The 23,006-nt window shown below is 66.4% G+C and carries 19 protein-coding genes; 5 read left to right on the forward strand and 14 right to left on the reverse strand.

The window, feature by feature from the left end; translation table 11 throughout:
- Positions 1–44: 44 nt before the first annotated feature.
- The 8 genes from AC56LK_RS10195 to folD form a co-directional block, all read right to left on the reverse strand.
- Entirely contained in the window at positions 45–1,178 is a 1,134-nt protein-coding gene (locus tag AC56LK_RS10195; protein WP_497184432.1) for a branched-chain amino acid ABC transporter substrate-binding protein, read from the reverse strand.
- Positions 1,179–1,301: 123 nt separating this feature from the next.
- Positions 1,302–2,030: an SIMPL domain-containing protein gene (locus AC56LK_RS10200; RefSeq protein ID WP_497184433.1), complete on the reverse strand. Its 729-nt coding sequence runs from the start codon at positions 2,028–2,030 to the stop codon at positions 1,302–1,304.
- A gap of 99 nt (positions 2,031–2,129) precedes the next feature.
- Positions 2,130–3,674, reverse strand: coding sequence for an FAD-dependent oxidoreductase (locus AC56LK_RS10205; RefSeq protein ID WP_497184434.1), 1,545 nt, complete (start codon positions 3,672–3,674; stop codon positions 2,130–2,132).
- 81 nt (positions 3,675–3,755) lie between these two features.
- Positions 3,756–5,915, reverse strand: coding sequence for an NHL repeat-containing protein (locus AC56LK_RS10210; protein WP_497184435.1), 2,160 nt, complete (start codon positions 5,913–5,915; stop codon positions 3,756–3,758).
- 69 nt (positions 5,916–5,984) lie between these two features.
- Entirely contained in the window at positions 5,985–6,347 is a 363-nt protein-coding gene (locus tag AC56LK_RS10215; RefSeq protein WP_497184436.1) for a DUF2486 family protein, read from the reverse strand.
- Positions 6,344–6,769 carry a DNA polymerase III subunit chi gene (locus AC56LK_RS10220; protein ID WP_497184437.1) on the reverse strand — a complete coding sequence of 142 codons (426 nt, stop codon included), beginning with the start codon at positions 6,767–6,769 and terminating at the stop codon, positions 6,344–6,346. Before AC56LK_RS10220 ends, AC56LK_RS10215 begins: the two co-directional genes overlap by 4 nt.
- Positions 6,766–8,841 carry a M3 family metallopeptidase gene (locus AC56LK_RS10225; RefSeq protein ID WP_497184438.1) on the reverse strand — a complete coding sequence of 692 codons (2,076 nt, stop codon included), beginning with the start codon at positions 8,839–8,841 and terminating at the stop codon, positions 6,766–6,768. Before AC56LK_RS10225 ends, AC56LK_RS10220 begins: the two co-directional genes overlap by 4 nt.
- 16 nt (positions 8,842–8,857) lie before the next feature.
- Complete coding sequence (gene folD / locus AC56LK_RS10230; protein WP_497184439.1) at positions 8,858–9,766, reverse strand: bifunctional methylenetetrahydrofolate dehydrogenase/methenyltetrahydrofolate cyclohydrolase FolD; 909 nt, start codon at positions 9,764–9,766, stop codon at positions 8,858–8,860.
- 289 nt (positions 9,767–10,055) lie between these two features.
- Here folD and aceE point away from each other — a divergent pair, with 289 nt between their 5' ends.
- The 3 genes from aceE to lpdA all read left to right on the forward strand — a co-directional run bounded on the left by aceE (position 10,056) and on the right by lpdA (position 16,277).
- Complete coding sequence (gene aceE, locus AC56LK_RS10235) at positions 10,056–12,755, forward strand: pyruvate dehydrogenase (acetyl-transferring), homodimeric type (RefSeq protein ID WP_497184440.1); 2,700 nt, start codon at positions 10,056–10,058, stop codon at positions 12,753–12,755.
- A 77-nt stretch (positions 12,756–12,832) separates the two neighbouring features.
- Entirely contained in the window at positions 12,833–14,458 is a 1,626-nt protein-coding gene (gene aceF / locus AC56LK_RS10240; RefSeq protein ID WP_497184441.1) for a dihydrolipoyllysine-residue acetyltransferase, read from the forward strand.
- A 10-nt stretch (positions 14,459–14,468) separates the two neighbouring features.
- Entirely contained in the window at positions 14,469–16,277 is a 1,809-nt protein-coding gene (gene lpdA / locus AC56LK_RS10245; protein ID WP_497184442.1) for a dihydrolipoyl dehydrogenase, read from the forward strand.
- Between the two features lie 63 nt (positions 16,278–16,340).
- On the opposite strand, the gene AC56LK_RS10250 is transcribed toward lpdA, so the two are convergent.
- From AC56LK_RS10250 to AC56LK_RS10265, 4 genes are read right to left on the reverse strand one after another with little or no spacing between them, the layout of a single operon-like run.
- Entirely contained in the window at positions 16,341–17,075 is a 735-nt protein-coding gene (locus AC56LK_RS10250; RefSeq protein ID WP_497184476.1) for a LytR/AlgR family response regulator transcription factor, read from the reverse strand.
- 20 nt (positions 17,076–17,095) lie between these two features.
- Complete coding sequence (locus tag AC56LK_RS10255; protein WP_497184443.1) at positions 17,096–18,265, reverse strand: sensor histidine kinase; 1,170 nt, start codon at positions 18,263–18,265, stop codon at positions 17,096–17,098.
- Positions 18,262–19,734, reverse strand: coding sequence for a carotenoid oxygenase family protein (locus tag AC56LK_RS10260; protein ID WP_497184444.1), 1,473 nt, complete (start codon positions 19,732–19,734; stop codon positions 18,262–18,264). Before AC56LK_RS10260 ends, AC56LK_RS10255 begins: the two co-directional genes overlap by 4 nt.
- A 10-nt stretch (positions 19,735–19,744) precedes the next feature.
- On the reverse strand, positions 19,745–20,158 hold the full coding sequence (locus AC56LK_RS10265) for a DUF2141 domain-containing protein (RefSeq protein WP_497184445.1): 414 nt from the start codon (positions 20,156–20,158) through the stop codon (positions 19,745–19,747).
- A gap of 229 nt (positions 20,159–20,387) precedes the next feature.
- On the opposite strand from AC56LK_RS10265, the gene AC56LK_RS10270 reads away from it, so the two are divergent.
- Positions 20,388–20,708, forward strand: a complete 321-nt coding sequence (locus AC56LK_RS10270) for a hypothetical protein (protein ID WP_497184446.1) — start codon at positions 20,388–20,390, stop codon at positions 20,706–20,708.
- A gap of 74 nt (positions 20,709–20,782) precedes the next feature.
- Here the strand turns inward: AC56LK_RS10270 and AC56LK_RS10275 are convergent, their stop codons facing one another.
- Positions 20,783–20,968: a hypothetical protein gene (locus AC56LK_RS10275; protein ID WP_497184447.1), complete on the reverse strand. Its 186-nt coding sequence runs from the start codon at positions 20,966–20,968 to the stop codon at positions 20,783–20,785.
- A 134-nt stretch (positions 20,969–21,102) separates the two neighbouring features.
- Positions 21,103–21,747, reverse strand: coding sequence for a TetR/AcrR family transcriptional regulator (locus AC56LK_RS10280; protein WP_497184448.1), 645 nt, complete (start codon positions 21,745–21,747; stop codon positions 21,103–21,105).
- Positions 21,748–21,860: 113 nt separating this feature from the next.
- Between AC56LK_RS10280 and AC56LK_RS10285 the strand changes: the two genes are divergently transcribed.
- A complete protein-coding gene (locus tag AC56LK_RS10285) occupies positions 21,861–23,003 on the forward strand; it encodes an HlyD family secretion protein (protein WP_497184449.1) in 1,143 nt (380 codons plus the stop codon).
- Positions 23,004–23,006: the final 3 nt, after the last annotated feature.

Here is a 23,006-nt window from a genome sequence, read left to right on the forward strand (position 1 = left end):
AAGCGCGCCTGCGTGAGCAAGGCGCGCTTTTTTTCGGCGATCGCTCAGCGGATCACGTCGATCCGGCTGCGCTTGCCGCCTTTGTAGGTGAACAGCGTCAACGCGCCGTTCTGGATGTCGCCGAATCCGTCGAACTGGATGGTCCCGGTCACGCCTTCGTACCTGATCTTCTTCAGCTCCGGCAGGTACTTCGCGGGCTCGGCCGACTTCGCGTTCTGCATCGCGGCCGCCATCACCATCACCGCGTCGTACACGTAGGGTGCGTAGAGCTGCACGTCGGCCCCGGTCTTCTGGCGGAAGCGGGCGCGGAAGTCGGTCATGACCTGCTCCTGCGCGCCTTTCACGCCGCCGGCTTCGGCGCACACTACCTTTCCTTCACCCACCGCGTCGCCCGCGAGCCGGCCCAGCGCTTCGGTGCAGATGCCGTCGCCGCCCATGAACTTCGCCGTGATGCCGAGGGTCTTCATCTGCTTGAGCATCGGCCCGGCCACCGAATCCATGCCGCCGAAGAAAATCAGGTCGGGCTTCGCGCCGCGGATCTTGGTCAGGATGGCGGTGTAGTCGGTGGCGGTCGAGGTGGTGAACTCCTTGGCGACGATGCGCACCCCCGGTCCCTTCGCACCGCGCGCGAATTCCTGCGCCACGCCCTGGCCGTAGGTGGTGCGGTCGTCGATGATGGCGATGTTCTTGGCCTTCAGGGTGTCGACCGCGTAGCGGCCCAGGGTGCCGCCCAGCTTGGCGTCGTTGGCGACCACGCGGAAGGCGCCCGGGAATTTCTGCTTCGTGTATTGCGTGGCGGTGGTGGCGGGCGAGATCTGCACCAGCCCGGCGTCGTGGTAGATCTTCGAGGCCGGCACCGTGGTGCCCGAATTCAAGTGGCCGACGATGCCGTTGACCTTGGCGTCGACCAGCTTCTGGGCCACCGCCGTTCCCTGCTTCGGATCGCTGCCGTCGTCCTCGGCCAGCAGCTGCAAGCGTACTTTCTGGCCGCCGAGCGTGAAGCCCTTGGCGTTGAGTTCGTCGATCGCCATGCGTGCGGCGTTCTCGTTGTCCTTGCCGAGGTGGGCGTTGGGGCCGGAGACCGGCCCGACGTGGCCGATCTTGACGACCTGCTGTGCGTGTACGCTGCCGGTGGCAAGTGCGGCGGCGAGTGCGATGAGCTTGATGCTGGGCTGCATGTGGGGTCTCCTGGCTAGATAGTAAAGACAGTTCCACCGCACAAGTTACAACAGATTGCCGGCGCCGAACAGCGATGATCGCGGCTGTTTGCGCCGCCGCACCAGGACGGTGCGATTTTCCGCTTATTTGCCGCCGATCCGGTAGATCACATCGACACCCTGCGCCAGCCGCATCGCCTGGACCAGCGCCATGTCCGACCTCGGCGGGGTGCGCCGGTCGCCGATATTGCGCGCGTTCGGATCGCTTGCCATGCCCATCGAATGGGACAGGTTCTTCAGCGGTCCCGGCGACACGCCGGTTGCCGGCCCCAGCCTGGCACCAAGGCCGCGCGCGATGTTCTGCGCCTTGAGCTTGGCCGACCCCAGCGCCTGCATGAGGAGCTCGGTTTCGATCTTGTCGCGGTCGCTGCGGTTGAAGGACACCGCCAGCGATTCGAGGTCCTTCATGACCAGCAGGGCGCGCAGCATGGGCGTCCACTGGCCCAGGTCGCGCACGGTCACGTGCAGCGCGACCCGGGTCTCCATCGGCACCGGCTGGCCTTCGGGCAGGACCTCGACCTTGCGCGGACGGCGCACGATATCCTGCACGGAGATGTCCTCCGCCGCGACGCCATGCTGGGCGAACAGCGCGCGGCTGGCATCGAGCCGCTCGTTGACCAGCTTCCAGGCGGCATCGGCATCGGGTTCGAGCGACACGATGTCGATGTCGATTTCACCGATGTCGGGCATCACGTGGAATTCGGCGCCGCCGCTCACGTGGATGAAGGGGTGGTTGGGCAGGTCGGCCGCCATGCCGGGAAGGGTGGCGGCGGCGGCGGCCAGCAGCAGGGCGGCGGCGAATCGTTTCAGCATGCGGGGCACTCCGGGATCGTTGAGGAATGCCCCGACAATAAACTTGGTAGACAAGTATGTCTACAATATTCCAATGCATATACGCATCTTATGCCGGCGTCATAGCGTAGCCGGCTGGCACTGGCGGAAGCGCCGGTAGTCGAGCTCGCAGAAATAGTCTTCCAGCCCCTGCGCCGAGGCGCCCGGGTCGCATAGCGCCACATAGCCGTCCGGCCGCAGCAGGTAGCCGGCATTACGCGCGAAACCGGCTTCATCGTGTTCGGCGCCCCAGTCGAACTCGCGCAACATCATGCCGTGGCGCTCGCACCAGGCGCGCAGGTCCGGGTAGGCCTCGCCGTAGACGTGGACCTGCCAGTCGATCCGTCCCGGCGGCGCGTAATTGTCGAGGTCTTCGCGCAGCACCCAGGGCAGGCGGTCGCCGCCGTGCACGCGGCCGGCCACGCCGCTCGAGAGCGGACTGTCGTGGTAGCTGATCGTGGTTTGCGACAGGATCCGGAAGATCATCTCGCGCACCGGCCCGATGCCGTAGGCGGCGCTGGCGAACATCGGCGCGATGCGCGTGCGCATGAAGTCGGCGAAACCGCTTTCCGCGGTGACGAAGCTGAACAGGCGGTCGGTGGTGTCGACCAGCTTGCGCGCGAAGGCGATCCGCTCCTGCTCGTAGGTGTCGAGCAGGCTGTCGGAGGCGTCGCCGCGCACCACGGCGGCCAGCTTCCAGGCCAGGTTGACGGCGTCGCCGATGCCGGTATTCATGCCCTGGCCGCCGGCCGGACTGTGCACGTGGGCGGCGTCGCCCAGCAGGAAGGCGCGTCCCTTGCGGTAGTGGTCGGTCACGCGGTGGTGCACGCGGTAGGTCGAGAACCAGTGCACCTGCTCGACTTCCAGCCCGAGGCTGGTCATCGCCCGGTGGCTGACGTCCTTGAAGCCCAGTGCATCGGCATCGCCGTGACCTTCTCGAATGGTACCGACCAGGCGCCCGCGCCCGGCGTCGTCGTAAGCCAGGAAGATGACGAAGTCGGAAGTCTCGAGCGACAGGTGGATCTCGCCGTTGGCGGCCTGGCCGTGCGACTGGACGTCGGCGACGTAGAAGATGTGGTCGTAGGTGCCGCCGCCGAACCCGGTGCCGAGCTGGCGCCGCACGAAGGACCGGGCGCCATCGCAGCCGGCCAGGTAGCGCGCCTCGACCTGCAGGTCGTCGCCGCTGGCGCGGCGCAGCCGGGCCAGCACGTGGTCTTGCTTCTCTTCGAAGCCGGCCAGCTCGGTGCGGCGGAGAATCACCACGCCGGCGGCCTCGAGGTGGCGCACCAGCAACTGCTCGTGCGCGTCCTGCGGATAGATCAGCACGTAGGGGTAGGGTGTCAGGCGGGCGCCGGCGTCGCGCAGCGACAGCTGGGCGCGGCGCTTGCCGCGGACCCACAGGTTGATGCAGGGGTTGGGCCGCCCGGCGGCAGCCACTTCCTCGGCCAGCCCGAGCGGACGGTACAGCTCCAGCGTGCGCGCCTGCACCGCCATGGCGCGCGAGGTGGTGCCGGGACCGTCGGCCTTGTCGACGATGCAGACCCGGATGCCCTGCTTTGCCAGCGACAGCGCCAGCACCATGCCGGTCGGGCCTGCGCCGGCGATGAGTACGTCATATCGGTCCATGATGACCTCCTGTGGCAAGTCTTGCCTTGCACAGATGCCGCCGCGGCCCGAATGTGCCGCAGCCCGATATTCATTGTAGGCTCACTCGATAACGAGCGATAGGTCGCGGCCTTCGAGCGCGACCTGGCCGGCATAGTCGGCCGCGTAGATGCGCAGGATGTATTCGCCCGGCGCAACGTTGCCGAGCTGCCAGCTCCCGGTTTCCACCTCGCCATCCTGTAAGCGGCTGTGCAGCGCATAGGCGAAGTGGGTGGCCTTGCTGCCGTACACGGTGATCCCGCTGTTGGGCGCGTAGACGGCCTTGACCGCGTCCGGGTTGCGCGGCAGGCGATCGTAGACCTGGGTGATCAGCGGGCGCTCGTGGCCCGGCATCGGCGTGCCGTCGGCGCGCAGCAGCTGGTAGCCGAGCTTGTACAGGCCGAGGCGGCGCCGCGCCAGGTTGCCGTCCACCTGGTCGTAGGCATCGACCACGATGTTCACTTCGCCCAGCGAACGGGGCAGGCGCAGGCGCTTGTCCGCGACCGGGCGCTTGCGCGTACCGCTTGGCGGGCGCAGGCGCTTGCCGGTGCTGTCGAACAGGGCGATGCTGTTGATGCGCGGCGCCACGGTGTCGGTGAAGCCGACGAAAGGCAGGCTGAGCGGATTGATCACCGCGCCGCCCTGGTAATAGTCGAGGTGGACGTGGGCCATCGCATTGATGGTGCCGAGCGGGTCGCCCACGGCGAAGCGGGTACCGCGCGGCACCCGCACGCGCTCGGCCTTGCCGCGTTCGCCGGTCAACACCTGGAAGCGCGGGTCGAGCGGCCGGCCGCGGGTATCGCGGCCGACCCGCATGTGGATATAGGACAGCGGTCCGACGCTGATGCCTTCGCTGAGCGAGTCGAAGCCCCAGTTGGCATACGGATCCGATACCTTGGACGGGAACACCGCCAGCACCTTCGAGCCGACGTCGGCGCGCACGTCGAGGCCGGCGTGGAAGTGGTCGCGGCTGTCGCCGTTGTAGCTGCCGCGCACCTCGCCCATTACCCCGACCACCTCGTGCACCATGTCCTGCGGGCCGACCGGCCAGGGCATCGGTTCCTGGCGCCGCACCGCCACCGGCTGCGGCCGGGCCGGCGCCGCTTCGCCGGCGCGCGGGCTGGACAGGCGGTGCAGGCGGTGCGCCTGGGCGTCGGCCACCACCAGGCTGCCGTCGCGCTCGACCGCGATGCCGCGCGGGCCGTAGAGCTGCACGCTGCCGTCGGGACCGAAGCCGTCGCTCGCGGCCGGGACGTCGGCGTCCGGCAAGGGGCGCAGCTCGCCGCCGGGCGTGAGCTGCAGGATGCGGCCGCCCGAATTGGCGGCAATGTAGAGGTAGCCGTCGCGCGTAAGGGCCAGCCCGACCGGGCGGCGCAGCGGCGCGCGCCGTTCGCCTTCGGCGGGCGCGGCAATGGTCGTGACCGTGCCGTCGGCGACGACGCGGCGGATCGCGTTGTTGCCGGTGTCGGCCACGTAGAGCGTGCCGAAGGCCGTCACCGCGATGGCGCTCGGGGTATCGAAGCTGGCGGCGGTGCCGATGCCGTCCGTATTGCCGGGCTTGGCGCCGGCGATGGTCGTCACCGTGCCGTCGCGGCCGATGCGGCGGATGCGGTCGTTGTAGGTGTCGGCCACGTAGACGATGCCGGCGTCGTCTACCGCGAGGCCGACCGGGCCGTTGAACTGCGCGGCCCGGCCGATGCCGTCGGCCTCACCCGGCGTGCCGTTGCCGGCCAGCGTGCTCACCGTGCCGTCTTTCGCGATCTTGCGGATCGCGTGGTTGCCGGTGTCGGCCACGTACAGGTTGCCTTCGTGGTCGAAGGCGATGGCGGACGGGGTGTGGAAGGCGGCTGCGCTGCCGATGCCGTCAAGGAAGCCTTCCTTGCTGCCGGCGAAAGTGGCGACCGTGCCGTCGGGCGCGATCCTGCGGATGCGGTTGCTGTTGCCGGCGTCGGCGATGTAGACCGTGCCGCGGCTGTCGAGGGCGACGCCGAAGGGGTCGTCGAAGCGGCTCGTCGCGGCCGGGCCGTCCACGGCGCCGGGGACGCCGTCGCCGGCCAGGGTGGTGAGGCGCGCAGGCCAGAACGGCAGCGTCTTCGCGGCCTTGGGCGTGAGCACGGCCAGCGCGCCCGGCTGGCGTCCGATGATGTCGGTGAAGGTGAGAACGGCGCCTGCGATGGCAAGGCCTGCGGCCACGAGCGCCGCGATGAGGATCTTTCGGTTCACAAGGGACGCTTGGTAAATTGCAGAGGCTGCAATCTTAGCGGAACCCGACGACCCGTGTCGTACATCGATTTATTTGCCGAGCGTTTGAAGATGCTCGATTTCCTGGCTGACTGCCTTGCTGACGATCTCGCCCAGCGCGGCGTGCAGGCCTTCGCGCAGGTCGGCGGTGAAGATCTCGAGGGTGCGCTGCATGGCGTCGGCCATGGCGTCGCGTACGCGCTGCTCGAGCACGAAGTCGACCCGGCCCTGCAGCTGCTGGAGCACGCGCTCGGTGACGCGGCGTTCCAGCACGCTCCATTCCTCGCCGGTCCAGCGTTCGGTGGCGCGGCGTTCCAGCTGTTCGGCAACCGGCGCAGGCGCTGGCGCCACCGGCTCGCTGACGACTTCGGTCAGCACCGGAATGCTCGGGTCGAATGCGGGATTCTGGCTCATGACTGTCCTGCGACGAAGTGGGTCAGGGGATAGTTCTGCTTCTTGTAGGCGGCGTAGCGCTGGCGCCCGGCCGCCGCATCGTCTTCGTCGATCGAAATGATCTCGAACACGCGCGCGAATTGCGCCAGTGTAGCGGGCTGGCGGCGGGTGAGGTTGACCAGCATCTCATGATGGGGCAGCTCCTCTCCTTCGTCGACGGTGATGATGACCGGCGTTTCGCTTGCCAGCGGATCGCCGGCCGGCACGTGCGGAATGAAGTCGGTATCCGATACCGTCCACAGCGCCGCGTTCAGTGTTTCGGCCTGGGCGGCGTCCTCGGCCAGCACCACCACCCTGGCCTTGGCGGCATACGCCTTGCGGGCCAGGCGGCAGGCATAGGCCAGCTTGTCCGGGATATTGGTATGGAAGTCGATGCGGGTCATGCGTTCATGCCGCTATGGCGCAGCAGCGCGTCGATCGAAGGCTCGCGGCCGCGGAAGGCCTTGAAGGATTCCAGCGCCGGGCGCGAGCCGCCCACCGCCAGGATCTCCTGCTGGAAACGCTTGCCGGTTTCCTGCAGCTTGCCGCTGTCGATCACCTCTTCGAAGGCCGCGTAGGCGTCGGCGGACAGCACCTCGGCCCACTTGTAGCTGTAGTAGCCGGCCGCGTAGCCGCCCGAGAAGATGTGGCCGAAGGAATGCTGGAAGCGGTTGAAGCTCGGCGGGATCATGACCGAGAACTGCTTGCGGATGTCGTCGATCAGCCCCTGCACGGTGCGCTCGCTTTGCGGATCGAAGTCGTAATGCAGGTGCATGTCGATCAGCGAGAACTCGACCTGGCGCAGGGTCATCATCCCGGACTGGAAATTTTTCGCCGCCAGCATCTTGTCGTAGAGCGCGCGCGGCAGCGGTTCGCCCGTCTTCACGTGGGCGGTCATCTGCTGCAGCTTGTCCCACTCCCAGCAGAAGTTTTCCATGAACTGGGACGGCAGCTCCACCGCATCCCATTCCACGCCCGAGATGCCCGACACCGACAGTTCCTCGACCTCGGTCAGCATGTGGTGCAGGCCGTGACCGAATTCATGGAACAGGGTGATGACTTCGTCGTGCGTGAACAGCGAAGGCTGCTGCTTGCCGTCCACCGTGGCCGGTGGGGTGAAGTTGCAGGTCAGGTAGGCGATCGGCGTCTGCACGATGCCTCCAAACGTCACGCGGCGGCCGCGCGCATCGTCCATCCAGGCGCCCTGGTTCTTGCCGGGACGCGCGTACAGGTCGAGGTAGAACTGGCCGATCAGCTCATTGCCACGCTCGATGCGGAAGAAGCGCACGTCCGGATGCCACACGGGCGCCTGGTCCGGCTTGATCTCGACGTCGAACAGGTCCTGGATGACGGTGAACAGGCCCTGCACGACCTTCGGCTCGGGGAAGTATTCCTTCACTTCCTTCTCGGAGAAGGCATAGCGCTGCTCGCGCAGTTTCTCGGACGCATAGGCCACGTCCCAGGACTGCAGCTCGTCGATGCCCAGCTCGGTTCTAGCGAAGCTGCGCAGCTCTTCCAGGTCTTTCTCGGCGAAGGGGCGGGCGCGCTTCGCGAGGTCTTCGAGGAACTCGACCACGTGCTGCGGGCTTTCCGCCATCTTCGGCACCAGCGAGACTTCGGCGAAGTTGGCGTACTCCAGCAGCTGGGCTTCTTCATGGCGCAGCTGCAGCAGCTTGACGATGTTCGCGGTGTTGTCCCACCGGGCAGCGTCGCTGAACATGGTGCCGGCGTCCGAAGCCTTGGTGGCGCTGGCGCGGTAGATGGTCTCGCGCAGCTTGCGGTTGTCGCAGAACTGCAGCACCGGGTAATAGGACGGGAAGTGCAGGGTGAACTGCCAGCCGGCCTTGCCGTCCTTCTCGGCCAGGGCGCGGGCGGCGGCTTTCACGTCGTCCGGGATGCCCGACAGTTCCGCTTCGTCCTCCACCAGCAGCTTGTAGTCGTTGGTGGCGTCCAGCACGTTCTGCGAGAAGTTGGTCGAGGTCGCGGCCTGCTGTTCCTGGATCTCGGCGAAGCGCTGCTTTTGATCGTCCGGCAGCTCGGCGCCGCCCAGGCGGAAGTCGCGCAGCGCGTTCTCGACGATGCGCTTGCGGGCCGGGCTCAGGCTCGCGTATTCAGCGCCGGCACGCAGCGCCTTGTACTTGGCGAACAAGGCCTCGTTCTGGCCCAGCGCAGTCCAGAATTCGGTGACCTTGGGCTGGTTCTCGTTGTAGGTGGCGCGCAGCTCGGGCGTGTCCACCACGTGGTTCAGGTGGTTGACCACGCCCCATGCGCGCCCCAGGCGCTCGGTGGCTTCCTCGAGCGGCACCACGAAGCTGTCCCAGGTGACTTGATCGGCAGGCGCTTCCAGCCGGGCGACCACATCGGATGCGTCCTTGATCAGCTGCTCGATGGCCGGCGTCACGTGCTCCGGCTTGACCAGGTCGAACCGGGTCAGGCCCGAGAAATCGAGGAGGGGATTGCTGGTGTCGATGGTCATGGTCTTCCTTTCGGGTTCAGGCCAGGCCGGTCTTCGGTTCCATTCCCGATGCCTGGCCAGGCAACAATTGGCTGCTGGAGTGCACACGCTCTGCGGACTCCACGGTATTCATCAACAGCATGGTGATCGTCATCGGACCGACGCCGCCCGGCACCGGGGTGATGTGCGACGCGACTTCGCGCACGCCGGCGTAGTCGACGTCGCCGCACAGCTTGCCCGCGTCGTCGCGGTTCATGCCGACGTCGATCACGACCGCGCCCGGCTTGACCATGTCGGCGGTCAGGGTATTGCGGCGGCCGACGGCGGCCACCACCACGTCGGCCTGGCGGGTGTACAGGCCCAGGTCCGGGGTCGCGCTATGGCAGATGGTGACGGTGGCATTGGCTTGCAAGAGCAGCAGGGCCATTGGCTTGCCGACCGTGTTCGAGCGGCCGATCACGACGGCGTGTTTGCCGCGCAGGTCGATGCCGGTGGTCTCGATCAGCTTCATGCAGCCGTACGGGGTGCAGGGGCGGAAGCCCGGCAGGTTGGCGACCAGTTCGCCGGCCGACAGCACCGAGTAGCCGTCGACGTCCTTGCTGGTGGCGATCGCCTCGATGACCTTGCTCGGGTTGATGTGTTTCGGCAGCGGCATCTGCACCAGGATGCCGTGGATGGCCGGGTCGGCGTTCAGGGCGGCGATGCGGTCGAGCAGGGCCTGCTCGCTCAGGTCGGCGTCGTATTTTTCCAGCACCGAGTGGAAGCCGACGTCGCCGCAGGCCTTGACCTTGTTGCGCACGTAGACGTGGCTCGCCGGGTCCTCGCCGACCAGGATGACCGCCAGGCCGGGCTGCCGGCCGCTTGCGGTGAGTTTGGCGGCGCGCTGGGCGATTTCGCCGCGCAGTTGTTGGGAAAGGAGGACTCCGTCGATATTCTGGGCTGGCATGTTTGGGCTCACGGCTAGGCAAAAATGAAATTATAAGGCCGACGTCCATATCGCGCGCCGCAGCCGGCGAAGCATTGTCATATTTGTCAGCTGTCACCGCCTGTGCTGCGGCAGGAATGTGCACTTGCAGCATGATATTCCACAATATGAAATGACATATCGCAATTTGAAAAACCCAAAGTCCGCTGGTAGAATCGAAGAGTTTATTTTCAGATATTTGAAATTTCACCATACCGCCACCAGCCATTTCTAGGGATAGGTCGGGGCGCACACTCAAGGAGACGCATTAATGTCAGCTCAACTCGACCAGTTGACGGCACAAGCTGCCAACGACCCGGACACGCTCGAAACCCAGGAATGGCTGGATGCGCTGGAAGCGGTAATCGAACATGAAGGCACCGACCGCGCGCACTACCTGATGGAGCGCATGGTCGACCTGGCGCGCCGTCGCGGCGCCCACATTCCGTTCTCGAGCAACACCGCCTACGTGAACACCATCCCGGCCCACCTGAACGTGAACTGCCCGGGCAACCTCGAATACGAAGAGCGCCTGCGCTCGTGGATGCGCTGGAACGCGATGGCGATGGTGGTCAAGGCCAACCGCGCCGACGGCGACCTGGGCGGCCACATCTCATCCTTCGCCTCGCTGGCGAACATGCTGGGCATCGGCTTCAACCACTTCTGGCACGCCCCGACCGAAGAACACGGCGGCGACCTGCTGTACATCCAGGGCCACTCCTCGCCGGGCATCTATGCACGCGCCTACCTGGAAGGCCGCATCACCGAAGAACAGATGCTGAACTTCCGCCGTGAAGTCGACGGCAAGGGCCTGTCTTCCTACCCGCACCCGAAACTGATGCCGGACTTCTGGCAGTTCCCGACCGTGTCGATGGGCTTAGGGCCACTGATGGCGATCTACCAGGCGCGCTTCCTGAAGTACCTGCACGCACGCGGCATCGCCGATACCGAGAACCGCAAGGTCTGGGTCTTCTGCGGCGACGGCGAGATGGACGAGCCGGAATCGATGGGCGCGATCGGCATGGCCGCGCGCGAGCGCCTCGACAACCTGGTCATGGTCGTCAACTGCAACCTGCAGCGCCTGGACGGTCCGGTGCGCGGCAACGGCAAGATCATCCAGGAACTCGAAGCCGATTTCCGCGGCGCCGGCTGGAACGTGGTCAAGGTCATCTGGGGCTCGCAGTGGGACGCCCTGCTGTCGAAGGACAAGGACGGCATCCTGCAGCGCGTGATGATGGAAACCGTCGACGGCGAATACCAGAACTACAAGGCCAAGGACGGCGCCTATGTGCGCAAGCACTTCTTCGGCAAGCATCCGGAGCTGCTCAAGATGGTCGCCAACATGAGCGACGACGACATCTGGCGCCTGACCCGCGGCGGCCATGACCCGCACAAGATCTACGCCGCCTTCAAGAACGCGCAGGAGAACAAGGGTTCGCCGACCGTGCTGCTGGTGAAGACCGTCAAGGGCTTCGGCATGGGCAAGTCGGGCGAGGCGCGCAACACCGCGCACCAGACCAAGAAGCTGGACGACGCCGCCATCCGCGAGATGCGCGACCGCTTCAACATCCCGATCCCGGACGACAAGCTGGCCGAGATCCCGTTCTTCAAGCCGTCCGACGACGCGCCGGAAATGCAGTACCTGCACGAGCGCCGCAAGGCCCTCGGCGGCTACCTGCCGCAGCGCCGCTCGAAGTCCGACGAAGCCCTGGTGGTGCCGAAGCTGGACACCTTCAAGGCCGTGCTCGAGCCGACCGCGGAAGGCCGCGAGATCTCGACCACCCAGTCCTACGTGCGCGTGATCACCAGCCTGCTGAAGGATCCGAGCATCGGCCAGCGCATCGTGCCGATCCTGGTCGACGAATCGCGTACCTTCGGCATGGAAGGCCTGTTCCGCCAGATCGGCATCTTCAACCAGCAGGGCCAGCTGTACGAGCCGGTCGACCGCGACCAGGTGATGTACTACCGTGAAGACAAGGCCGGCCAGATCCTGCAGGAAGGTATCAACGAAGCGGGCGGCATGAGCTCGTGGATCGCCGCGGCGACCTCGTACTCGTCGAACAACCGCACCATGATCCCGTTCTACACCTTCTACTCGATGTTCGGCATGCAGCGCGTGGGCGACCTGGTCTGGCTGGCGGGCGACATCCGTGCGCGCGGCTTCCTGATGGGCGGCACCGCCGGCCGCACCACGCTGAACGGCGAAGGCCTGCAGCACGAGGACGGCCACAGCCACATCATCGCGGCCACGGTCCCGAACTGCCTCCCCTACGATCCGACCTTCGGCCATGAAGTGGCCGTGATCATCCAGGACGGCCTGCGCCGCATGGTGGAAGAACAGGAAGACGTGTTCTACTACATCACCATCATGAACGAGAACTACGCGCATCCGGGCATCAAGCCGGGCCAGGAAGAGGGCATCCTGAAGGGCATGTACCTGCTCCAGGAAGGCGCTGCCGCCTCGCAGGCGCCGCGCGTCCAGCTGATCGGCTGCGGCACCATCCTGCGCGAGTCGATCGCAGCAAGCCAGCTGCTGAAGAACGACTGGGGCGTGGATGCGGACGTGTGGTCGGCCCCGTCGCTGACCCTGCTGGCCCGCGACGGCCAGGATGCCGAGCGCTGGAACATGGTCAACCCGGAGCAGGAACAGCGCGTGCCTTACGTGACTTCGCTGCTGCAGAACACCTCGGGCCCGATCATTGCGACCACCGACTACATGCGCATGTTCGCCGAGCAGATCCGCGCCTTCATGCCGAAGGACCGCACTTATAAAGTGCTGGGCACCGACGGCTTCGGCCGCTCGGATTCGCGCGTCAAGCTGCGCGAGTTCTTCGAAGTGAACCGTTACTATGTGACCGTGGCGGCACTGCGTTCGCTGGCCGACGAAGGCAAGATCGACCGCGCCATCGTGTCGCAGGCGATCGCCAAGTACGGCATCGACCAGAACAAGCCGAATCCTGTGACCCAGTAAATGCTCGAAGCCCGCCGCCCCGTCGATGCGGGGCGGCGGCTTAAGCGCTAACTCAAAGAACAAACGGAGCTAACACTATGAGCATTGTGGAAGTCAAAGTCCCGGACATCGGCGACTTCAAGGAAGTGGAAGTCATCGAACTGATGGTCAAGCCGGGCGACACGATCAAGGTCGACCAGTCGCTGGTCACCGTCGAGTCGGACAAGGCGAGCATGGAAATCCCGTCCAGCCACGCCGGCGTCGTGAAGGAAATCAAGATCAAGGTCGGCGACAAGGTTGCCGAAGGTTCGCTGGTGCTGCTGCTGGAAGAAGCCGGCGGCGCCGCTGCCGCACCGGCTGCTGCTGCACCTGCGCCGGCGGCCGCTGCACCGGCCGCTGAAGCTGCACCCGCACCTGCTGCCCCCGCAGCAGCGGGCGGCATCGTCGAAGTCACCGTGCCGGACATCGGCGACTTCAAGGAAGTCGAAGTCATCGAACTGATGGTCAAGCCGGGCGACCAGATCAAGGTCGACCAGTCGCTGATCACCGTCGAATCGGACAAGGCGAGCATGGAGATCCCCTCCAGCCACGCCGGTACCGTCAAGGAAATCAAGGTCAAGGTGGGCGACAAGGTCGCCAAGGGTTCGCTGGTGCTGCTGGTCGAGTCGACCGGTGGCGCATCTGCCGCCGCACCTGCACAAGCTGCTGCGCCGGCCGCTGCCGCGCCGGCCGCCGCGCCTGCACCTGCCGCAGCACCTGCGCCGGCAGCCGCAGCCCCGGCCCAGGGCGTGACCGGCTCCAAGGCCCACGCCTCGCCGTCGATCCGCAAGTTCGCGCGCGAACTGGGCGTCGACCTGGGCCGCGTGCCGGGCACCGGCCCGAAAGGCCGCATCACCCAGCAGGACGTGCAGAACTTCGTCAAGGGTGTGATGGCTGCGCCGGCCGCCGCCCCGGCAAAAGCCGGCGGCAGCGGCGTGGGCCTGGACCTGTTGCCATGGCCTTCGCTCGACTTCTCGAAGTTCGGTCCGACCGAACTGCTGCCGCTGTCGCGCATCAAGAAGATCTCCGGCCCGAACCTGCACCGCAACTGGGTCATGATCCCGCACGTCACGACCTTCGACGAAGCCGACGTCACCGACCTGGAACAGTTCCGCGTCGATTCGAACGCCGCGCTGGCCAAGCAGAAGTCGACCGTCAAGCTGACCATGCTGGCCTTCGTCATCAAGGCATCCGTCGCCGCGCTGAAGAAGTTCCCGCAATTTAATGCCTCGCTCAGCGAAGACGGTGCGAACCTGATCCTGAAGCAGTATTACAACATCGGCTTCGCAGCCGACACCCCGAACGGCCTGGTGGTCCCGGTGGTGAAGGATGCGGACAAGAAGACGGTGTCGCAGATCGCTACCGAAATGGGTGAGCTCTCGAGCGCGGCACGCGACGGCAAGCTGTCGCCGGCGAACATGCAGGGTGCGACGTTCACGATTTCCTCGCTCGGCGGCATTGGCGGTACCGCCTTCACGCCGATCATCAATGCGCCGGAACTGGCGATCCTGGGCCTGTCGAAGTCGGCGATGAAACCGGTGTGGGACGGCTCGGCATTCCAGCCGCGCCTGATGCTGCCGCTGTCGCTGTCCTACGACCACCGCGTGATCGACGGCGCCGGCGCAGCACGCTTCGCCGCCTACCTGGCCGAGGTCCTGGCCGACCTGCGCAAGACCCTTCTGTAAGGAGCCGAGCATGAGCACTGTTGAAGTGAAGGTTCCGAACATCGGCGACTTCAAGGACGTCGAGATCATCGAACTGCTGGTCAAACCGGGCGACACCATCAAGGTCGACCAGTCCCTGGTCACCGTCGAGTCGGACAAGGCCAGCATGGAGATCCCGTCGACGAACGCCGGCGTGGTCAAGGAAGTCAAAGTGAAAGTCGGCGACAAGGTGAACGAAGGTTCGCTGCTGCTGCTGATCGAGGAGTCCGGTGCGGCCGCGGCTGCACCTGAGGCCAAGCCGGCCGCGCCGACGGCGGCGTCCATGCCGACCGATTCGTATGCACCGGCCCATCCGGCGCCGGCCGCCAGCCCGGCCGCCGCACCGGCACCGGGCGCGGCCAGCTACAGCGGCCAGGTCGACATCGAATGCGAGATGATGGTGCTGGGCGCCGGCCCGGGCGGCTACTCGGCCGCCTTCCGCGCGGCCGACCTGGGCATGAACACCGTGCTGGTCGAGAAGTACGCGACCCTCGGCGGCGTCTGCCTGAACGTGGGCTGCATCCCGTCCAAGGCGCTGCTGCACGTGGCCCACATCATGGACGAGACCGCGCACATGGCCGACCTGGGCGTGAGCTTCGCCAAGCCCGACGTCGACATCGACAAGCTGCGCGCCTATAAAGATGGCGTGATCAAGAAGATGACCGGCGGCCTGAATTTCATGGCCAAGGCGCGCAAGGTCAATGTGGTGCAGGGCGTGGGCCAATTCCTGAGCCCGAACCACATCGAAGTCACTGCCGGTGACGGCAGCAAGAAAGTCATCAAGTTCCAGAAGGCGATCATCGCCGCCGGTTCCGCGGTGGTGAAGCTGCCCTTCGTGCCGGAAGATCCGCGCATCGTCGATTCGACCGGCGCGCTGGAACTGCGCCAGGTGCCGAAGCGCATGCTGGTGATCGGCGGCGGCATCATCGGCCTCGAAATGGCGACCGTGTACTCGACCCTGGGTGCACGCATCGACGTGGTCGAGATGATGGATGGCCTGATGCAGGGCGCCGACCGCGAGGCCGTCAAGGTCTGGCAGAAGTACAACGCCCACCGCTTCGACAACATCATGTTGAAGACCAAAACCGTCGGCGTGGAAGCGCTGCCGGAAGGGATCAAGGTCACGTTCGAAGCAGCGGAAGCCGGCGCCACCGCACCCCCACCGCAGCTCTACGATCTGGTGCTGGTGGCCGTGGGCCGCAGCCCGAACGGCAAGAAGATCGCTGCCGAGAAGGCCGGCGTGGTCGTGAGCGACCGCGGCTTCATCGGCGTGGACGGCCAGATGCGTACCAACGTGCCGCACATCTTCGCCATCGGCGACCTGGTGGGCCAGCCGATGCTGGCGCACAAGGCAGTGCATGAAGCCCACGTGGCGGCCGAAGCGGCGCACGGCGAGAAGGCCTTCTTCGACGCGAAAGTGATTCCGTCGGTGGCCTACACCGATCCGGAAGTGGCCTGGGTCGGCCTGACCGAAGACGAAGCCAAGCAGAAGGGCATCGCGGTCGAGAAGGGCCACTTCCCGTGGAACGCCAGCGGCCGCGCGGTCGCCAACGGCCGCGACGAAGGCTTCACCAAGCTGCTGTTCGACAAGGAAAGCAAGCGCATCATCGGCGGCACCATCGTCGGCACCAATGCCGGCGACATGATCGGCGAAGTGGCGCTGGCCATCGAGATGGGCGCGGACGGCGTGGACATCGGCAAGACCATCCACCCGCACCCGACCCTGGGCGAATCGATCGGCATGGCGGCGGAAGCCTACAAGGGCGTCTGCACCGACCTGCCGCCGGCACGCAAGAAGTGATCGCTGTCTAGCCTGGCGTAGCGAAAGGGGACCATCATGGTCCCCTTTCTTTTTGCGTGCACACTACATCTGCTTGAACAAATCCACGTAATTCCGGCTCACCACCAGCTGTTCCTCGCGTCCCTTGAGCCGCACGTGCAGGCGTCCGCGAAAGTCCGTGCGCGTGCCCGCCACGTGCCGCGCCGCGACGATCACGCCGCGATGGATCTGCCAGAACTGCTGGGGATCCAGCTGCTCCTTCAGCTTGCTCAGCGGCGTGCGGATCAGGCTTTCGCCATCCGCCAGGTACACGCTGGTGTACTTGTCGTTGCTCTGGAAGTAGATCACCTCGTCGATCGCGATCAGCCGCGTCTCCTGTCCCCTGGCGGCCCGGATCCACTGCAAGGGCGCGGGCGCCGGCGTCGCCGCGCCCAGCTGGCGCAGCAGCACCTGCAGGACGTCAAGCGCCGGCGCCGGCGCAGGCGCGGACGTGGCCAGCGCCGTCTTCAGCCGCGCCACCGTGCGCGCCAGCCGTTCCAGCCCGATCGGCTTGAGCAGGTAGTCGAAGGCCGCGTGCTCGAAGGCCTGCAGCGTGTAGTGGTCGTAGGCCGTGGTGAACACGACGCGCGGTGGATTGCCGCCTTCGCACAGGCGCGCCGCCAGCTCGATGCCGTTCAGGCCGGGCATCTGGATGTCGAGGAAGACCACCTGCGGCGCCAGCGCGTCGATGAGTTCCAGCGCCTGCACGCCGTTGGCGGCGCGCGTGACGCGCAGTTCGGGCCAGGCAAGCGCCAGCTGCGATTCCAGGTAGTCGAGCAGGTGCGGCTCGTCGTCCGCGATCAGGGCGTGGGGATGGTCGATGATGGCACCAGGAGAGGAAGCAGCAGGCGCGCGGTGACGCCGCCCGTGGGGTTTTCGATGAGCTGCAGTTGCGCGTCAGTGCCGTACAGCTGGCGCAGGCGCTCGCGCAGGTTGGACAGGCCGACACCGCCGCCGGGACGGGGCGGCATCATGCGCAAGCCGAGGCCGCTGTCGCACACTTCGACGCACAGCATGTCGTCGTTCAAGCGGGCGCGCACGACGATCTCGCCGCCTTCCAGCTTCGGTTCGATGCCGTGCATGATCGCGTTCTCGACCACGGGCTGCAGCAGCATCGGCGCCACCGGCAGCGCGCGCATGGCGGCGTCGAGCTCGAAGCGCCAGCGCAGGCGGCCCTCCATGCGCACGCCGAGCACGTCGAGGTAGGCGCCGATCAGATCGACCTCGCTGCCGAGTGTCGCATGCTCGGCGCGGCTGGCCGACAGGCTGGCGCGCAGGTAGTCGATGAAGCGTTCCAGCATGCGCCTGGCCTTGGCCGGCTGGCTGTCGATCAGGCTGACGACGTTGGCCAGGGTGTTGTACAGGAAGTGCGGCTCGATCTGGGCCTGCAGGGCGCGCAGCCGCGCCTCGGCCAGCAGGCGGCCGGCGGCGGCGAACTGTTCCTGCTGGCGCGCTGCTTCGGCTTCGCGCCGCATGCGCCGTTCACCGGCGGACAACACCAGGACCATCAACAGGGCCGTCATCAGGCCGAAGGCCAGCAGGAACACGAGGGTGGTGCTGGTCTGGTAGAAGCGCAGCGGGCTCCTGCCGGCCACCAGCGCATTCCCGAAGGGGATGCCGATCACGCTGGCCGCCGCGATGGCCAGCACCTGCGCGCTGCGGAACAGCAGCATGTTCTCGTGCGGGAAATGGCGTTCGAGCAGGTGCAGGGCGCCATGGATCAGGAAGCCGATCAGGTTGCTGATGACGAGGGTCGCGAACAGCAGCCGCGCAAACGACATGCTGCTGCGGCCGAACAGTTTCTGCAGTACGGTCAGGAGCAGGGCGATCGCAGAGCTCCAGATCGCCGTATAGACGAGGTTGCGCAGGAGCGAGGGCGGCCAGCGCCGGAACAGGGGGATCAGTTCCAGCGGGTGGCCGCGCTCGCGCGCGGTGTCGCAGCGTTTGGGGGAGGGAGTAGCGGTGATCATGCAGTTAAGAAATTACCATGAAAGCAGTGCGGCGTGCGATAGGGCAGTCTGGCCAGCGCCAGTGGACCGGCGGATACGCGCGCCGCATCGAATACCGTCAGCACGCCGACGCCCTTGCGCAGGTCCTGGACCACGCCGACCAGGTAGCCGTCGGACTCGCTGCGCGCATGGTGGCGCGGGACCAGCACGTGCTCCTCGACTTGCCAGCCCGCGCCGAAGTCGTGGCCATCCACCTTGCCGCTGTCGGTGTCGACCAGGTTGACCGAGGATAGCAGGGCGTCGCCGCCGAGCAGCACCAGCTTGCGGTGGCGCCGGCCGACGACCTGCGGTGCGACGCGCGGGAACTCGCTGCTGCCGAACATGCGGCTGGTCCGCGCCGTGCCGCCGGCATAGTCGAGGCAGACCTGCAAGGCTTCGCTGCGCGCCCCAAGCTGGCGTTCACCGGCCATCAGGCCGCCCAGTCCGGCCAGCACGTCGCCTTCGTGCAGCACCACGTCGAAACGGGTGCAGCCGCCGTCTTCCCAGGCGTTCCCGAAGTGGAACACCATGCGCGGCGGCAGTTCGAACACCTGGCGCACGGTCAGCGTGTCCTTGGCCACCACGACGACGCGTAGCGGCCGCGCATCCGGACCGCTGCCGGCCCAGGCGTGGCGCTCGGCGAAGCTCATGCTGCTGCCGGGCTGCAGGTCGTAGGGAGGGACCAGGAAGACCAAGTGCTTCGCGCTGACGGCGAAGTCATGCACCATTGCCTGCCGGGGCACCGGGACCAGGGCCGTGCGCAGGACCTGTCCGTCCGCGCCAATCTGGTAGACGGCGATGCGATCGGAACCGGGCAGGGCGCCGAAATTCCACATGCCGCCCTGCGGATCCACTTTCGGATGGGCCGAGAAGGGCATCGCGCGCAGGTCCTCGCGCCAGGTCTTGACGCCGATCGTCGCCAGGGTGTCCGGATCGACCTCCGTTGCCGAGCCGCCTTCCCACAACGCATACAGGCGGCCGTTGAAGGGCAGCAGGTTGGTATTGGCCGCGTTCATGGTGTCGTTGTCGCGGAAACCGCGGCGCAGCACGTGGGTGCCGAAGGATGGGTAGAGGAACTGCCCGGCTTGCGACTCGTCGAGGAAGCGCCGCGTCTCGACGAAGCGGCCCTGGTGGCAGACCTTGCCGCCGGCGATGGTCCAGCGCTGGGCGAAACCGTCGCCGTCGAACCAGTGGTGGTAGCGCTCGCCGCCCAGTTCGAAACGGCCGGGGCCGTTGCGGTAGAAGCTGCCCGCCAGGTCGCCCGGGATGCGGCCGCTGAGCGCGGCGTCGCCGGCCTGGCTGCCGACCGTGTCGGCATACACGGCGAGGGAAGGATCGCGGGCCAGGGCGGCGTGGAAGCGGCGCCGGGTTTCCCGGTCGGCGCGGGCGGCGCCTGCCAGCGCGAGCGCACCAAGGCCCAGTCCGGCTTCCAGAAAGCGGCGGCGGTCCATGGCGCCGTCCTCAGCGCAGGCTGATGGTGGTGGTGGCGCCGGCCGCCGGCACGGTGAACTTCACCTGCTCGAAGCTTGGCGGGCCCATGACGCCGCGGGCGTTGTTGCTGAAGGCGTAGTCTTCCGACGGGATGCCCATCGCATTGCGGTCCATCTTGCCGTTGCCGTTGGCGTCGTGGAACAGGGCGATCCCGTATTCGCCCGCCGGCAAGTCCTTGATGAGCATCGTGACGAGTCCCTCGGCGGCGACCGCATGGGCGGCCTTGGCCGGGCGCTTCAGGAAGCCGTCGGCGGAATCGTAGATGGCGACCATGAGCTTGCCCTGTGCCGCCCTGACGTCGTCGACGCGGACGGTCAGGTCGGCTGCGCCGGCGGCGCCGGTAGCGAACAGGATCAAGGCAGCTGCGGTATGGATGGGTTTCATCTTGGTCTCCTTGTGGTGGATTGGTGGAGCCATTCTGGCGCGCCCGCCGGGACGGTGCGGGTGCTTGCGACGAAGCGGCGGCGGCCGGCGCGAAATGCATGCCGGCGGCGCGAACTGCGCGAGACAAATTTCAATCGTGACAGGGTCTGGCGCTGTATTGATTGCTATGATGGGGACGTGTGGCGGCAAGCCATGCCGCCATCGCGTGCCAGGCTACAGGGAGACTGCTATGTACGAACACGGCAATGAATACATCGGGACGGTATTCGTACTGCCCGAAACACGCTGCTTCGAGCTCAGGACCATGGTCCACGGCGAAGTCCATCTCGTTCACGGCACCATTTCCCAGCAGCTCGCGGCGCGCTTCCTCGAGGGCGCACCCGACTTCATCGACCCGCGCCAGCTGTCGCTCCAGCCGCGCCGGGTCGAAGTCATGACCCGCGAGATCCACGAACGCCACCGCGCTCCGCGCAAGGTGTATTGCCTGAGCCGGCTGTTCGACTTCGAACCGCAGTCGCAGGGCAATCCGGCCCCGGCCATGGCTGGCTGAGGCAGCCTCCCGCCGGTCTGGACAAAAAAATAGCCGCCCGGCTTGCGCGGGGCGGCGGTTCGGTGTCGGATGGTTCAGGTAAATGCGATAAAGCGTTGCGGAATGTCGATGGTGCCGGCCTGGGCGGCGGCGGCATAGGCACGCATTTCTGCAACGACCGCTTCCAGCTGTTCGTTGCCAGGATTCTGCAGGAAACCTTTCATACGCTCTTGCAACGCGGCCTGCTGGTCGCGCCATTCGTATCGGGAAGACTTGCTCATGCTTCCTCCTCGCGGCGGACAGCCGCTGTCGTTTTTTTGTTCATGACATCCTCCATAATCAAGGATGTCAGATTGACACAAGTACTTGGTCCAAGTCGGTGCGATCACGCACAGACCGCTGTTTGACCATGTGGTCAAAGAATGCTGCGGTAAAACAACTCTAAACGCTCGGCAAGCAGCCGACGTGCTTCTTCGGACCCCAGTGCGCGTTCTGGGAAGAGGTAGCGCACCACCGGGTCGCCAATGATGCAGGCGATCAGGTAGGAGGGTAGCTGGGAGACAGGGGCATCGGGACGCAGCTGGGCGCGGACGTCGGGACGGGCGAAGTAGCGTTCCAGCATCTCGCGGGTCATGCGCGGCCCGCCTTCATAAAAGGCTTCGGCCAGCTCCGGATTGCTGGCGGCTTCCGCGATCACCATGCGCTGCAGGGTCATCGCGTCCGGTTCGCACAGCATGTCATAGAGATAGTGGCCAAACTCGTCAATGACTTGGCGCAGCGGGCGCTCGTCGACGTCCATCTTCCCGACCGGGAAAAAGCGCTCGCGCCGCGCCGCCAGCACGGCCTTGAGCAGGCCGGCCTTGCCGCCGAACTTCACGTAGATGGTACGCACCGCCACCCTTGCCTTGCGGGCAATGGTCTCCAGGCTGACGCCGGCATAGCCGTGCTTCAGGAACAGGCAGCCGGCGGCATCGATCAATTCCTGGGTGCGTGCCTCGACCTCCGAGGCTTTTGGGCGGCCGGCCGACTTGGCCGGTGTAGCAGGGGGCGCTTTCGTCATGCGCCCATTTTAATGCATAAGAAATGAAATGCAATCGTTTCATTTCTTGACTTTTGACCGGTGGCCGGAAAATAATGCGCATGACCCATTTCATTTTTACCGGAGTTTGACCCATGGCAGAATCGCACATCCCGGCCGCCACCCAGCCAGCCATCCACACGCCCGTGCCTGCGGCGCCGGGCAAAACCCCTCCCAACAAGCGCGTGCTGGGCGTGGTGGCACTGATCGCCCTGGTCGCCCTCGGCGCGGGCGGGCGCATGTGGTACCGCAGCCACCACTATGTCGAGACCGAGAACGCCTACCTCACCGGCCGGGTGCACCCGGTATCGAGCCGCGTGCCCGGCGTGGTCACCCGCGTGCTGGTGGACGACAACCAGCTGGTGAAGGCGGGCGAGGTCATCGCCGAGCTGGATCCGGCCGACCACCACGTGCGCGTCGAGCAGATCGAGGCGCAGATCGCATCAAGCGAGCAGCAGATCGCCCAGGCCGGCGCCCAGGTGGCGCAGGTGCGGGCCCAGGCCGCTGCCGCCGGCTCCCAGGTGAAGCAGGCCGAAGCCCAACTGCTGCGTGCGCGCCAGGATGCCGAGCGTTTCGGCCAGCTCTATAACGAGACCATGAAGGCGGTGTCCAAGGCGGAAGTCGATGCTTCCGCCGCCGCGCGCAGCGCCGCCGGCGCCGACGTGGCCGCGCGCCGCGACAACGCCGCCGCTGCCCTGGCCCAGGTGGCCGCCGCCGATGCCGGCCGCGAAGTACTGAAAGCCCAGGTCAAGGTGCTGCAGGCCCAGTTGAAAGACGCGCGCCAGCAGCTGGCCTACAACCGGATCGTGGCGCCGGTGGCCGGCCGCATCGGCAAGCGCAGCATCGAAGTCGGCGCCCGCGTGCAGCCGGGCCAGCAACTGCTGGCCGTGGTGGAGGACGAGGTCTGGGTCACCGCCAACTTCAAGGAAACCCAGCTTGCCGGCCTGGAGCCGGGCCAGAAGGTCGAACTGGAAGTCGATGCGCTGCCGGGCAAGCACCTGGTGGGCCGCGTGCACAGCGTCTCGCCTGCCTCGGGCAACCAGTTCGCCCTGCTGCCGGCCGATAACGCGACCGGCAACTTCACCAAGATCGTCCAGCGCGTGCCGGTCAAGATCGTGCTCGACCCGGCGGACGTCAGGAAATACGCGGGCCGCCTGGTGCCGGGCATGTCGGTGGTGGCCGAGGTCGAACTGGGCCAGGAGCCGGCCCCTGTGCAAACCGCCGCCGCCGCGCACTAAGGA

The sequence above is a fragment of the Telluria sp. ZB4P36 genome (genome assembly GCF_059685865.1).